The sequence below is a fragment of the Bifidobacterium sp. N4G05 genome, from assembly GCF_002742445.1.
In the GTDB taxonomy this organism is placed as follows: Bacteria; Actinomycetota; Actinomycetes; order Actinomycetales; family Bifidobacteriaceae; genus Bifidobacterium; species Bifidobacterium hominis.
The window spans coordinates 242,939-257,933 of record NZ_NJNQ01000003.1; the positions used below are offsets into that span (position 1 = coordinate 242,939).

Consider the following 14,995-nt stretch of genomic DNA (forward strand, 5'->3'; position numbering starts at 1 on the left):
TCCTGCTTTGGTGCAGTTTTTACGTATGTATTTCAGTCCTGTTCCACAATACGCAGCACTTCGACCAATGCTTCGCGGAAACGCGCCATTTCCTCGTCGGTGCCCATGCATACGCGCATCCAGCCATCAGGGCCGACGGTACGGATGAGCACGCCACGCTTGAGCAGTTCGTCGAAGATGCGGCTGCGATCGTCGAAATGACCGCCAAACAGGATGAAGTTGGACTGTGTTTCGGCCACTTCGAGCGGCTGTCCCTTGTAGGTTTGTTCCTTGAGCCACGCTGCGGTCTGATTACGAATGTCACGCAGGTGTGCCACACGGCTGAGCTGCTCGTCGGTATGTTCGAATGCGGCAAGCGCGGCTGCCTGGGTGACGGCCGACAGGTGGTACGGCATGCGCACGATGCGCACGCAGTCGATGATGCCCTTGTTGGCGGCCAGATAGCCGACTCGTGCGCCTGCGAAGGCGAACGCCTTGCTCATGGTTCGGCTCACGGCGAGATTCTCATACTCGTCGATGAGTTCGAGCGCGGTGGGCGTGCCCGGATCACGGAATTCGATGTAGGCTTCGTCCACTACGACCACCGGATGCACGCCCTCGGCGGCGCCTTCGACTTCAGCGGTTTTGGCGGCGTCAAGCACACGCTTGAGATCGTCCATCTTCAGCGGGGTGCCGGTCGGATTGTTCGGGCTGGTGAGCACGATCATGGCCGGCTTGACGTCTTCGATCGCTTTGATGGTGGCGTCGACGTTCAGTGAGAAATCCTCGTTGCGGTGCGCAAGCTTCCACGTGGTGAACGTGTCGCGAGCATATTCCGGATACATCGAATACGTCGGATCGCAACCGAGCGCAATGCGCCCTGGACCGCCGAAAGCCTGGAACAGCTGCAGCATGATCTCGTTGGACCCGTTGGCGCCCCACAGCTGGTCGACTTCCATCTTAACGCCGGACTCGCGTTCGAGATAGCCGCAGAACGCCTGACGCAACGCGATATGCTCACGATCCGGGTAACGGTTGAGCGACGGGGCGATCTCCTTGACTCGCTGCGCGATGGTTTCGACCACTGCCGGTTCCGGCGCATACGGGTTCTCGTTGACGTTGAGGCATACAGGCACGTCCAATTGCGGCGCACCGTACGGCTCTTCGCCGATCAGATCGTTACGCAGCGGGAGATATGCCGGAATGGCGTTGCTGGAAGTCTCACTCATCGAAGGCCTGCCTGCTCTTCCTGTTCCTTGATGGTTTCCTTGTTGTACGGATCGTCGATGAAGCGGCTCAGCACGCTTTCGCCGTGTGCCGGCAGATCTTCCGAAACGGCGAAGGCGTTCACGCGAGCAGCGAGGGTCTTCAGGCCCTGCTCGTCGTATTCGATGACTTCGACCGGCTTCATGAAGGTGTGCACGCCCAGGCCGGAGGCGAAACGTGCAGTGCCGGAGGTCGGCAGCACGTGGTTGGAGCCGGACATGTAATCGCCCAGCGGCACCGGAGAATACGGGCCACGGAAGACGGCACCGGCGTTGCGGATCTTGGCGATCACGGCATCCGGGTCGGCGGTCTGGACCTCAAGGTGTTCGGCGGCATACGCGTTGGCCGCGTCGATGGACTGTTCGATGCCATCGGTGAGGATGATGCCGGACTGACGACCACGCAGCGACGTGTTCACACGCTCGGAATGCTCGGTGCGAGGCACGCGGTACTTGAGATCCTCCTGCACCTGTTCGGCGATCTCTTCGCTGTCGGTGATGAGCACGGAACCGGCGAGTTCGTCATGCTCGGCTTGGCCGATCAGATCGGCGGCCAGCCAGCTCGGATTGGCGCCCTTGTCTGCGATGATGGCGATTTCGGTCGGTCCTGCCACGGCGTCGATGCCGACAATACCCGACACCATACGCTTGGCGGTAGCGACGAAAATGTTGCCAGGACCGGTGATCTTGTCGACCGGATCGCACAGGATCTCACCGTCCTGCGGTTCGGAACCCTTGGCACCGTAGGCGAACATGGCCACGGCCTGAGCGCCGCCGACCGCATACACTTCATCAACGCCAAGAATGGCGCAGGTGGCGAGAATGGTCTTGTCAGGCAGACCATCGGCATTGTTACGGCTCGGCGGGGTTGCGATGGCGAGAGATTCCACGCCGGCGGCCTGTGCCGGAACCACGTTCATGATAACGGAGCTCGGGTAGACAGCCTTGCCGCCAGGCACATACAGACCGACACGCTGCACCGGAATCCAACGTTCGGAAACGCGGGCACCCTCAGCCAGATCGGTGTGGAACGGTGCCGGCACCTGGGAAGCGGACACGGCGCGGGAACGACGCACGGACTCTTCGATGGCGGCACGCACTTCCGGATCCAACTCGTCGACGGCGGCCTTCATGGCTTCCACCGGCACGCGCAGATTCTCCGGACGGATATGGTCGAATTTCTCCGCGAAGTCACGCAGGGCCGCAGCACCGCGGGCCTTCACATCGTCAAGAATGGGCTGCACGAGATCGGTTGCCTCGTTGGTGCCCATCTCGGCGCGGGGCATAGCCTCCAGCATTTCAGCTCGGGTCAACTTCTTGCCGCGCAGGTCAATGATTCGCATATAGTTTTCTTCGCTCATAACGCCCCATGGTAACAACGTAATGTCACGAGAACGCCTGCACGTCTCAAGTTCAGCCGCATAGTGAGATATTCGGCTGAACTTTCGGCATCATCCCCACGACCGGTCAGCCCAAAGGCAGAGAACTGGGACCGAAAAGGATTTTGATTTCAGCGAACAGACTCGTGTCGCGGCGCACGCGGAAACGGTCGCCGAACGTCAGTACCTTGGCGTTGCCCTTATCGTCCATCAATGCGAGCTTCACTTCGCAGGGTCCAGGATGATTCGAGAGAATCTGCCCCAACTGCTGCACATGCGATTGGTCAAGCGCGATCGGCGGCAGCATAATCGTCACCGGCTTCTCATCTTGCGCCTCCAACGTCGGCACGTTGAATTCCGTGGCACGCATGCTCACCGTCTCATCGCGTTTTTCGACCTGTCCACGGATCTGCACCACCGTATCGACTGCCAGTTCGGGAGCGGCGGCCTCGTATACCTTGCCGAAGAACATGCACTGGATGGAGCTTTCCAAATCCTCAATCGTCACAATCGCCCAAGGATTACCCTTCTTCGACACGCGACGATCCACATTCGTGATCAAGCCCGCCACCGTCACCTGCTGACCGTCAGGCATATTTGCGGCACGATCAATCAGATGCGCGATCGACATTTCACACAACGACGCCAGAATCGACTGCATGCCGCTCAACGGATGGTCGGACACATACAAACCAAGCATTTCACGCTCGAAATTCAACTTGGTTTTCTTATCCCACTCCTCCACGTCAGGCACGTTCACCATGGCATCACCCATGCCGGCATCATCTTCGCCGGAATCCTCCAAATCGGCGAACAAATCAAACTGGCCCTCAGCCTGCTTACGCTTCAAACCGACCACCGAATTGATCGCAGCCTCATGAATCGTAAACAACGCACGACGGTTCGGATCAATCGAATCAAACGCACCGGCCTTGATCAACGATTCAACCAATCGACGATTCAATGCCTCCATCGGCACACGCTTGATGAAATCAGGGAAATTCACATACTTGCCATGACTGCCGTCACGTTCCTTGACGATCGCATCAACCGCAGCCTTGCCAACGTTACGAATGGCGCCAAGACCAAAACGCACCACATCGCCAACAGCGGAATACTCATACACCGACTCGTTCACATCAGGCGACAACACCTGAATGCCCATGCGGCGAGCCTCACCCAAATACAACGCGGTCTTATCTTTGTTCGTGCTCGCACCCTGCAGCAAAGCCGCCATGAACTCCACCGGATAGTGCGTCTTCAAATACGCGGTCCAATACGAAATCAAACCGTATGCGGCCGAATGCGCCTTATTGAACGCGTAGCCTGAGAACGGCACCAAAATATCCCACACGGCCTGAGCCGCCTCCTGAGAATACCCATGCTCCTTCATGCCCGCGAAGAACGGCACCTTCTCCTTGGCCAGTACCTCAGGCTTCTTCTTACCCATCGCTCGACGAAGCACATCTGCCTTGCCCAACGAATAACCAGCCAAAATACGCGCAGCCGACTGTACCTGCTCCTGGTACACAATCAGACCATACGTCTCATCAAGCACCTCCTTCAGCGGCTCAGCCACCTCAGGATGAATCGGCGTGATCTTCTGCAAACCATTCTTACGCTTCGCATAATTCGTATGCGAATCCATATCCATCGGACCAGGACGATACAACGCGATCAATGCGGAAATATCGTTGAAGTTATTCGGCTTCAACGTTTTCAGCAACGAACGCATACCATCGGAATCCAACTGGAACACACCAAGCGTGTCACCTCGCGACAACAGATCGTACGTGGCACGGTCATCCAACGGAATCTTCGTATGGTCGATACGCTCCTTGCCATTCGCCTCGATATTATTCAACGTATCGCGAATAACCGTTAAGTTGGAAAGACCAAGAAAATCCATCTTGACCAAACCGAGCGTTTCACACGTATGATATTCCAACGTGGTCGTAACCGTACCATCGGTACGTTCCAGCAGCGGCGACGTATTCGAAATCGGCTCGCTACCCATGATCGTGGCGCACGCATGCACGCCGGTCTGACGAATCAACCCCTCAATACCCATCGCCTCATCCGTAACACGCTTCGCATCCGGATCGGAATCATACAATTCACGGAATTCACGAGCCTCCGCATAACGTTTCGACGTCGGCTCGAAAATATCGCGCAACGGAATATCCTTGCCACCCGTCTGCGCCGGCGGCAACGCCTTGGTGATACGCTCGCCCATGGAGAATTCGTAGCCCATGATTCGCGCGGAATCCTTCAGCGCCTGCTTGGTTTTGATGGTGCCGTAGATCACACATTGCGCGACCTTGTCTCGACCGTACTTGTCGCCGACGTAATCAAGCACTCGGCCGCGGCCATCCGGATCGAAATCGACGTCGATATCAGGTAGTGACACACGTTCCGGATTAAGGAATCGTTCGAAGATCAGACCATGTTTAATCGGGTCGAGTTCGGTGATGCCCATGGCGTACGCCACCATGGCTCCTGCCGCGGATCCACGGCCCGGCCCCACCATCACGCCATGCGATTTGGCCCAGTTGATGTAGTCGGCCACCACGAGGAAGTATCCGCAGAACTGCATCTGGCAGATCACACCGCATTCGTAATCGGCCTGCTTAAGCACTTCGATCGGCGGATGACCGTCATAGCGCTGTTCCAAGCCTTCCTCGACTTTTCGCAGGAACAGCGAGGTCTCGTCCCAGCCTTCCGGGCAGTCGAATTGCGGCATGAACGCGCCGTCCTCATGATCGTCGAACATGACATTGCAGCGTTCGGCGATTTCCAACGTGTTGTCACACGCTTCGGGAATGTCTTTGAACAGTTCGCGCATTTCTTCGGCAGATTTCAGGTAGTAGCCGGTTCCGTCGAATTTGAATCGTCCCGGCTCGTCCAACGTGGAACCCGAGTTGATGCACAGCATGGCGTCCTGCGAGCCCGCGTCTTCGGCACGCACGTAATGCGAATCGTTGGTGGCAAGCAGCGGCGCGTTCAGTTTTTTCGCAATGTCCAGCAGACCGTCGGTCACTTGCTTTTCGATTTTCAGACCGTGGTCCATGAATTCGATATAAAAATTGTCGCGTCCGAAAATATCCTGTAATTCCCCTGCAGCACGCAATGCTTCGTCGAATTGGCCGAGCAGCAGTCGCGTTTGGATGATTCCTGACGGGCATCCGGAAGATGCGATGATGCCTTTGGAATATTTGGCAAGGATTTCCTTATCCATTCGAGGGTATCGCATGACACGTCCCTCAAGATTCGCGTCGGTGGACGCTTTCATAAGATTGACGAGGCCTTCGTCGGTTTCGGCCCACATCGTAAGGTGGGTGATCAGGCCGCCGCCGGATACGTCGTTAGGGTTGCGCCGGCGATGCTGCGGATCGATATCGGGATTCCAGTTGGTGTCCCAGCTGACGCGGGTTTGGTCCTGTCGCGCGGTTTCCGGCGTCACATACGCTTCGATGCCGATGATCGGTTTGACGCCCTCTTTGACCGCGGTGCTCCACATTTCGTATGCACCATGCATGTTGCCATGGTCGGTGATGCCGACGGCGGGCATATTGAGTTCTTTGGCACGCTTGACCAGATCCGGAATTTTCGATGCGCCGTCAAGCAGCGAATAATGCGTGTGATTATGCAGTTGTACGAAATTTCCGGAAGTAGCCATGCGTTCCAATCTACCGGTGATTGGTGACGTGCGCTCACGCTTCGGGCTTGTCTTGTGTGTCGTGTCTGTCGCGCATCACATCAAGCGCATGCTCCAGATCAGCTGGGTAATGTGATTTCACCGTAGTCCAGACACGGGTTCGCGGATGGCGGAATTCGAGTTGCATCGCGTGCAGCCACTGCCGTTCCAGTCCTAACGTTTCGCTCAGTTGCGGATTGGCGCCATACATGGCGTCTCCGGCAAGCGGATGCCCGATGGATGAGAAATGCACGCGAATCTGATGCGTACGCCCGGTTTCAAGGTTCACGGAAACTAGTGTCGCCTCACCGAAACGTTCCATCACATCCCAATGGGTAATGGCCTCTTTGCCGGCAGGAGTCACGCAAAAACGAAAATCGGAGACTTTGGCGCGACCGATCGGTGCTTCGATGGTTGCTTTGTTTTCCTTGAGATTGCCTTGCACGAGCGCATGATAGGTTTTTACGACTTCATGTTCGGCGAATTGTCTGCGCATTTCCACATAGGCGAGATCGGACTTGCATACGAGCATCAATCCGGATGTGCCCACGTCGAGGCGGGATACGATGCCTTGACGCCCTGCAGCGCCATAAGAAGTGATGTGCACTCCCCTGTCGAGCAGACTGCCGAGCACCGTCGGACCGGTCCAGCCGACGGAAGCATGAGCCGCCACACCCACCGGTTTGTCAACCACCACCACATCGTCGTCTTCATAGACCACGGCCATATCATGCGCGATCGGTTCAGGATCGGTTCGTTCCTCGACGATATCGAATTCCACGGTTTCGCCTGATTGCAGAGTCGACGATTTGGAAATGTCACGGCCAAGTACACGCGCCTGCCCGCTTTCGATGAGTTCCGCTGCCTTGGCACGGGAAATGCCCAGCATTTTGGCAACGGCGACATCGAAACGTTTGCCGACAAGCGCGTCGGGTGCGGGAACAAGACGGCTCATGTGCTCTTCTCTCCAGCCGTCCGTTCCATCTGTTCCTTGTTCCGTTCGTCAAGTTCCTTCTGACTGAACGGTTCTCCTACGAGCAGCAATGCAACTGCGGCAACGCCCGCCACCATCAGGAAAACGTCAGCAACATTGCCGACCGACCATCCGTAGTTGAGGAAGTCGACGACTTTGCCGTTGAGGAAACCTTCGGCATATGCAACGCGGTCGATGAGATTGCCTAACGCTCCGGCGAATGCAAGAGCGAACACCACCGTCCATTTCATGGAAATGGTACGGATCTCCAGTACCACCAACGCCACGCAAGCCACAATGGCAAGCAGGGAAATCAACCACGTCATGTTGGATCCCATACCCAAGGACGCGCCCGGATTATGCACCAACGTGAATGAAAGCATTCCCGGAACCACACGTACCGTATGCCCGTCGGCAAGCGCCGACTGCGCCCATGCCTTGGTGATCTGATCAAGTACCAGCGCCGCAACGGCGATACACGCAAAGACGGCCACGCGAGTGCGCAGCCGTCTTTGATCATTTGTCATGATGTCAGACACAGCCTAATCTCAGTCGTTCTGGGAATCCTGATCATAGTTGTTCGTGTCGGACACCTGCGACACGAGCTGTCCGAGGAATTCGGTAAGACGCGCGCGGTATTCGGTTTCGAACTGCTTGAGGCCCTGAATGTTACCTTCGATGACCTTGGTCTGCGCTTCGAGATTGTCGCGGACCTGCTGAGCATAATCGTCGGCTGCGGTACGGGTCTTCGAATCGTAGTCGAAGGCACGCTTCTGCACTTCGGACTCGTACTCGTCGGCTTCGTTGTGCTTCGTGGAGAAGTAGGTATCGCCATCCTGGGTCTTCTGTACAAGGTAGGCATCGCCCTCCTGAGTCTTCTGATCCAGATAAGCATCACCATCCTGGGTCTTCTGCGCAAGGTAGGCATCGCCCTCCTGAGTCTTCTGATCCAGATAAGCATCACCATCCTGGGTCTTCTGCGCAAGATAAGCATCACCATCCTGGGTCTTCTGCGCAAGATAAGCATCGCCCTCCTGAGTCTTCTGATCCAAGTAGGCGTTACCCTCCTGAGTGCGCTGTGCCAGGTAGTCATCGCCTTCTTGGGCACGCTTGGCCAAGTACGCGTCGCCTTCCTGAGTCTTCTGGTTCAGGTAACCATCAGCCTTGGCACGGGTGTCGGCCGAATACTGATCAGCATCGGAACGGGTGCTTTCGGAATAGTTGTCAGCCTCGAAACGAGTACGGTTGGAGTAGTCGTTGGCATTGCCGATGAGCTCATCGTACTTGCGCTGGGACTCGTCGGTAATTTCCTTGGCCTTGGCCTTGCCCTTGTCGACATACTGGTCGTGCAGCTGCATGGCCAAGGTCAGCATGGCGGTGGCGCGCTCCGGCTCCGTATTAGCGGTGGCTGCGGCTCCTGCGATCTTCTGCAGGCTTCCGGTTTCGGTGCTCGGCTCGACCTTGGCGACCTGCTCGCGCAGCTGGGCTTCACGCTGCTGCGATTCCTGCAGCTGCTGTGCAAGCTGCTGAATCTGCGCGGCCTGCTGCTGGGCACGCTCATCCTGCTGCTGGGACTGTGCCGCATGCTGCTGCGTGAGCTGCTGAGCTTGGGCGACCTGCTCCTGAGCCTCTTCAAGCCTTGCATTGAGCTGCTGGATCTCAGCCGCCTGCTGCTGGGCCACCACAACCTGCTGCTGGGCGGAAGCCAGCTGACGGGACAGGTCTTCGGTCTGCGCACGGAATGCGTCGCGCTCATGCTGCATGGAGGTCAGCTGTTCGCCCAAATCCGCCTGGCCGGCAGCTTCAGCCGCCTGTGCGGTGAGCTGGTCAACCTGTGCGGACAGACGATCCACCTGATCCTTGAGCTGTTCGTTCTGAGCCGACAGAGCACGGTTGCTTTCCTCAGCCTCGGTAAGCTTGGCTGCTGCGACCTGAGCTGCCTGAGCTGCCTGATCACCAGCGCCGGCTGCCTGCTCGGAGGCGGACTTCAATGTCGCGTTCTCCTGCTGCAGGGACTGAACCTGAGCGCTGAGCTCGGAAATCTTGGAGTTGAGCCCCGCAACATCCGGGCCGAGGGCCTGAGTGGCCTGGCCGCTGGCGACTGCCTGCTTGCCTAGAGCCTCCACCGTCTCGGTTACCTGATCGAGAAAATCGTCGACTTCGTCGACGTCATACCCCTCTTTGAACCTTACGGTCTGGAAAGTATGCTCTCTGATATCTTTCGGCGTCAACAGAGCCATAAATCTTACACCTCGCTTTGGGCTTGATGCCTTGCTGTTGTTGCTTTCATTTGTTGACTCTAGCACGGAACCACCGATTTTTTGCGAAAAATCGGCATTTGACATGCATTAAATGAGGAAATCAATAACAATGAGAATGAAATAAAGAACGATGAATGCCACATCGAAATAAATAGGACCCATTGGAATAGGGCGGATATATTGGCGTAGCCAGCGCAGTGGAGGCTCTGTCAACTGGTAAACCGCGTCAATCAGCGACGACGCCAACCCCCGTGGACGCCATGCCGACGCCAACACAGCTATCCAATCGAGAATCATGCGAATGAACAGCACCAGAATGTAGGCATTCACCAGAAAGTGAACGACGCTACCGATCAAAGTCAAAATCATGGAGCACCACCATAGCAACAGAACATAACAAAGCCCCCATCACGAGTGATGGAGGCTTTACGCAGTCTGATTTCGCAATGGCTTTCGTCTGCGTCAGTCGGCGAACAAATCGTGCGACGAGCTATTCACCTGCGGTTCCTCAACCTTGATATTCACTTGAGCTGGGCTAAGCAGGAACACACGCGGAGTGACACGTTCGATGGAGCCACGCACGCCGAAAACCACACCCGCGGAAAAGTCCACAATACGATACGCCACGGCCTCGGCAACGCCAGTTAGGTTCAGCACCACCGGAACGCCGTCGCGAATGGCACGTCCGACCAGCTGCGCATCCTCATAGGACTTCGGGTGAATCGTGGTGATACGGCTCACCCTTCCACCTTGGAACGGGTTGGCTTTGGTCTGCTCGCGCGGTGCGGACGTCGCGGCAGGCGTCGAAGCCATCGGGGTCACAGAATGATCGGAATCGAACGAGGTTTCGCCGCTCTCAGCCTCCTCGTTAAAATCCTCGTCACCCTCGGCAACGTCGGTCATGCCCAAATAGGACATCGCGCTTTTCATAAAACCTGCCATGAACGATCCTTTCGCGTCTTCGCGTTGCTTTTAGCGCAGGAAATCCGGAATATCCAAATCGCCGGCGTCGTTCGAAGACACCACTTCATGCTCGGTGGTCTGATCGAATGACGGAACGACGGGTTCCGGAGTGGACGGAACATAAGTGGACAGCGGCTGCACCTTCGGGGCTTCCGGAGTCTGAATGAGCTGAGGCTGCTGCGGAGCCGCCGCCCTCGGAGCAGCAGCTCTCGGAGCCGCGGACAGCGCCGACAGCGGAATCGTATCTTCCGCAGGCTCGGCCTGCTTCTGGGCCTCGGCCTGAGGGGCCTTCTTGGAGTTGGCATCGAAGCCTGCGGCGATGACAGTGACACGCACTTCGTCGCCATAGGCGTCGTCGAGGGAAAGACCCCAAATGATCTGCGCTTCCGGATGGATGGCCTTGCCCACCAGCTGAGTGGCGGCAGCCGCTTCCTGCAGCTTCAGGTCGGACGGACCCGCGATGTTGATCAAAGCGCCATGAGCACCCTCGATGCTTTCTTCCAGCAGCGGAGAGCTGATGGCGATTTCGGCGGCCTGGGTGGCGCGATCCTCGCCCCGGGCGGAACCGATGCCGAACAGTGCGGTGCCTGCGCCACGCAGAATGGCGTTGACGTCGTTGAAGTCGACGTGAATGTAAGAATTGGAGGAAATCAGGTCCGTGATGCCCTGCACACCTGCCAGCAATGCAGTGTCGGCGGTCTTGAACGCGTCGACGATACCAATGGTGCGATCGGAAAGCTCAAGCAGTCGATCGTTCGGAATCACAATCAGTGCATCGACTTCCTTGCGCAGATTCTCAATGCCAAGTGCTGCGGAAGCCGCACGCTGGGGACCTTCAAAGCCGAACGGACGGGTAACCACCGCAATGGTCAACGCACCCTGCTGGTGTGCGGCACGAGCTACGATCGGGCTTGCGCCGGTACCGGTGCCACCACCCTCACCGCAGGTCACGAACACCATATCGGCGCCCTTGAGCGATTCCTCGATATCAGACTGATGATCCTGAGCGGCTTTAGCGCCCTTCTCCGGGTCGGCACCGGCGCCAAGACCACGGCTGGTGGCATCGTTCAAGGAGATCTTGACATCAGCGTCGGAACGCATCAGATCCTTCGCGTCGGTATTGATCGCAATAAATTCAACACTTTGAAGACCCTCGGCAATCATGCGATTGACGGCATTACCGCCAGCTCCACCAACACCGACAACCTTGATATTCGTCTTGTCGTTGAAATTGTCAGTCTGGGCAATCTCGCTCACCATAGTCTCCTGTCACTCGCGTTTACGCACAACTTTATCGCAGACACGCCGTAATACGCGCGCTTTTCGCCGTGTGTAACGACGTTTTTTCACTTTTTATTGCTAACGTGTTCATTTCGCCTCAGATGTACCCTCTTTCGGCGCCCCACACGATTTAACCACATCAGCATGTCATGTTCAATAACTGGCATCCATAGGATCATCGCCGAACAGCGCCTGACGTTCATCATGCGTCGTTTCCCGTGATTCCAACCATCCGTAGGGCAAATGCACTTTCTTTGCGAAGCGCACGCGCCCCCTTGGCTTGTCGACCACTCGTTCGGGGAAACGGGTGTCGGGATCCAGCTTGCCTATTTCGGTTCTGACATCCTCAAGATTTTCACATTCCATGAAAGCGCGACGGGTGGAGCCTCCAACGGGGAATCCCTTGAGATACCACGCGATATGCTTACGCAGATCATGCACGGCCATCTGCTCGTCGCCATCATAAAATTCGGTCAACAGTTCCGCATGGCGTTCAACCACACGGCACACGTCTCCCAATGTAGGGTCGACACGCTTGTCGCAGCCGGCGAACGCGTTCTTGATATCGGCAAACAGCCACGGCCTGCCTTGACAGCCACGGCCGATCGCAACACCAGCGCAACCGGTTTCGGCAACCATGGCAAGCGCATCGTTCGCACCCCAAATGTCACCGTTGCCGAACACTGGAATATCTAGCGCTTCGACCAGTTCACCGATTCTGCTCCAGTCGGAATGCCCACCGTAATATTCGGCGGTGGTACGCGCATGCAGGGTAACGGCCCTGCAACCTTCCTCCTGCGCGATATGCCCGGCTTCAAGGAACGTCTCATGCTCGTGGTCGATGCCGACACGAATCTTCGCCGTAACAGGCACATTGGCCGCATCACAGACCTTGACCACGCGTTGGATAATCTCACGGAACAGATCCGTCTTCCATGGCAACGCCGAACCGCCGCCACGCCTGGTCACTTTGGGTACGGGGCATCCGAAATTCAGATCGACGTGGTCGGCCATGTTTTCGTCGATGACGATTTTCGCAGCCTGTTCCACGATTGCTGGATTCACGCCATACAGTTGCAGCGAGCGAATCTTCTCGCTTGGAGCGAAATGACACAACCGCAATGCTTTGGGATTGCGGGCAACCAACGCGCGCGCGGTGATCATTTCAGCTACGTACAGACCGTCAGGACCGTAGCTTTCGCAAATCACGCGGAACGGCCAGTTGGTCACTCCCGCCATAGGCGAAAGCACCACCGGCGTCTCAACATGCACCGACCCTAAATCAACAGGCTTAATAACCGGAGGAACCGACGGCCTCACCGCGTCGGTACGCGGGTCGAGCACGTCGGATTCCTCGTAAGCAGTCACAATGCTATCTGGCATAAGAACGCTATGGTAACCAGTAACCAGTTTTAGTACAAGCCACCGGCTTCGGCGATCTTGACGGACTCAGGCCAAGCCTCGCCGCCCATCTCGACCGGTACCTGCGGGTAGCGCACATGCTTCTCGCCAATGCGTGCAGACACGTAATCGGCCACCTTGTCGAGTGCGACGCGCTCCTGCTGCATGGTGTCACGTTCACGAATGGTGACGGCCTGATCGTCGAGCGTATCGAAGTCGACGGTGATGCACAGCGGGGTGCCGATTTCGTCTTCGCGACGGTAGCGACGACCGATCGCACCGGCCTCGTCGTAGTCGATCATCCAATCGTGCTGACGCAGGTCGGCTGCCAGATCATGTGCCACGGTCTGCAGTTCCGGCTTCTTGCTCAACGGCAGCACTGCGGCCTTGACCGGAGCCAGGCGCGGATCAAGACGAAGCACGGTACGCTTGTCGACGCCGCCCTTGGTGTTCGGCGCCTCGTCAACGTCGTAGGCATCAACAAGGAAGGCCATGAGAGAGCGGGTCAGGCCTGCGGCCGGCTCGATGACGTACGGCACGTACTTTTCGCCGGTGGCCTGGTTGAAGTAGCTCAGGTCCTCGCCGGAATGCTTGGCATGTGCAGAAAGGTCGAAGTCAGTACGGTTGGCCACACCTTCGAGTTCACCCCAATCGGATCCTTGGAAGCCGAACTTGTATTCAATGTCGACGGTACGCTTCGAATAGTGGGCCAGCTTCTCCTTCGGATGCTCATAGTGGCGCAGGTTCTCCGGTTTCACGCCAAGATCGATGTACCACTGGGTGCGTGCGTCGATCCAGTACTGGTGCCATTCCTCATCGGTACCCGGAGCCACGAAGAATTCCATTTCCATCTGTTCGAACTCGCGGGTACGGAAGATGAAGTTGCCCGGGGTGATTTCATTACGGAAGGACTTGCCCATGTTGGCGATGCCGAACGGCGGCTTGGAACGAGAAGAGGTCATCACGTTCTTGAAGTCCACGAAAATGCCCTGCGCGGTTTCCGGACGCAGGTAGTGCAGCGAATTCTCGTCTTCGACCGGTCCGAGGTGGGTGCGCAGCATCATGTTGAAGTCGCGCGGTTCAGTCCAGTTGCCACGGGTGCCGCAATCCGGGCACACAATATCCTTGAGACCGTTTTCCGGCAGCTTGTCGCCATGCTTTTCGGCATAGGATTCCTCAAGCTTATCCGCACGGTGGCGCTTGTGGCAGTTGAGGCATTCGATCAGCGGATCGTTGAACACGGACACGTGGCCGGAAGCCACCCACACAGCCGGCGGAAGAATAATGGACGTGTCAACGCCCACCACGTCGCCACGGGTGACGACCATGGAACGCCACCATTCGCGCTTGATATTGTCTTTCAGCGCAACGCCGAGCGGACCGTAATCCCACGCGGAACGGGTTCCACCGTAGATTTCACCGGCGGGGAAAACAAAGCCACGACGCTTGGCGAGGGATACGACTTCATCGAGTTTGGATACAGCCACAATGCACCTTCTGGTTTGAACGGTTTGGGGTCTTTACAAGCGCAAAGCCTACCTTCACGCGGTGACAGAACGCCACCCAATTGGGTCGTATCTCGCCTGCGTATGGCAGATTCCACATCTCGACATGAGGCTTCTCGCTTATATATGGTAGGTCAAATAGTCAAACCGGCCATTTTCACACCCCCGATATGGCCTTTCTTCGGAGAGGACTGCCATATATAAGCGAGAAGCCTCCGTACAAACCCCATACACATATTTACATATCCATGGTTTAGCAGAATCTAAACAACAATAACTATGTAATTATCT

At 56.9% G+C, this 14,995-nt stretch carries 11 protein-coding genes; all 11 read right to left on the reverse strand.

Going from position 1 to position 14,995, the window contains the following annotated elements; all coding sequences use genetic code 11:
- Positions 1 to 32: 32 nt before the first annotated feature.
- A complete protein-coding gene (locus tag CE153_RS04255; protein WP_099595226.1) occupies positions 33 to 1,208 on the reverse strand; it encodes a histidinol-phosphate transaminase in 1,176 nt (391 codons plus the stop codon).
- Positions 1,205 to 2,587: a histidinol dehydrogenase gene (gene hisD, locus CE153_RS04260; RefSeq protein ID WP_180753409.1), complete on the reverse strand. Its 1,383-nt coding sequence runs from the start codon at positions 2,585 to 2,587 to the stop codon at positions 1,205 to 1,207. Before hisD ends, CE153_RS04255 begins: the two co-directional genes overlap by 4 nt.
- 124 nt (positions 2,588 to 2,711) lie before the next feature.
- On the reverse strand, positions 2,712 to 6,302 hold the full coding sequence (gene dnaE, locus CE153_RS04265; RefSeq protein WP_099571348.1) for a DNA polymerase III subunit alpha: 3,591 nt from the start codon (positions 6,300 to 6,302) through the stop codon (positions 2,712 to 2,714).
- A gap of 34 nt (positions 6,303 to 6,336) precedes the next feature.
- Positions 6,337 to 7,275, reverse strand: a complete 939-nt coding sequence (locus CE153_RS04270; protein WP_099571349.1) for an RluA family pseudouridine synthase — start codon at positions 7,273 to 7,275, stop codon at positions 6,337 to 6,339.
- On the reverse strand, positions 7,272 to 7,820 hold the full coding sequence (locus CE153_RS04275; RefSeq protein ID WP_099595331.1) for a signal peptidase II: 549 nt from the start codon (positions 7,818 to 7,820) through the stop codon (positions 7,272 to 7,274). Before CE153_RS04275 ends, CE153_RS04270 begins: the two co-directional genes overlap by 4 nt.
- Before the next feature lie 21 nt (positions 7,821 to 7,841).
- Positions 7,842 to 9,533 carry a DivIVA domain-containing protein gene (locus tag CE153_RS04280; protein WP_099595229.1) on the reverse strand — a complete coding sequence of 564 codons (1,692 nt, stop codon included), beginning with the start codon at positions 9,531 to 9,533 and terminating at the stop codon, positions 7,842 to 7,844.
- A 108-nt stretch (positions 9,534 to 9,641) separates the two neighbouring features.
- On the reverse strand, positions 9,642 to 9,923 hold the full coding sequence (locus CE153_RS04285; protein WP_099571351.1) for a YggT family protein: 282 nt from the start codon (positions 9,921 to 9,923) through the stop codon (positions 9,642 to 9,644).
- A 93-nt stretch (positions 9,924 to 10,016) separates the two neighbouring features.
- Positions 10,017 to 10,496 (reverse strand): cell division protein SepF, encoded by a 480-nt coding sequence (locus tag CE153_RS04290; RefSeq protein ID WP_099571352.1) that lies wholly within the window; start codon positions 10,494 to 10,496, stop codon positions 10,017 to 10,019.
- 30 nt (positions 10,497 to 10,526) lie between these two features.
- Positions 10,527 to 11,777, reverse strand: coding sequence for a cell division protein FtsZ (gene ftsZ / locus CE153_RS04295; RefSeq protein WP_180753397.1), 1,251 nt, complete (start codon positions 11,775 to 11,777; stop codon positions 10,527 to 10,529).
- Positions 11,778 to 11,951: 174 nt separating this feature from the next.
- Positions 11,952 to 13,181: a tRNA dihydrouridine synthase DusB gene (gene dusB, locus CE153_RS04300; protein ID WP_099571353.1), complete on the reverse strand. Its 1,230-nt coding sequence runs from the start codon at positions 13,179 to 13,181 to the stop codon at positions 11,952 to 11,954.
- 29 nt (positions 13,182 to 13,210) lie between these two features.
- Positions 13,211 to 14,686: a glycine--tRNA ligase gene (locus CE153_RS04305; protein ID WP_099571354.1), complete on the reverse strand. Its 1,476-nt coding sequence runs from the start codon at positions 14,684 to 14,686 to the stop codon at positions 13,211 to 13,213.
- Between the last annotated feature and the right edge of the window lie 309 nt (positions 14,687 to 14,995).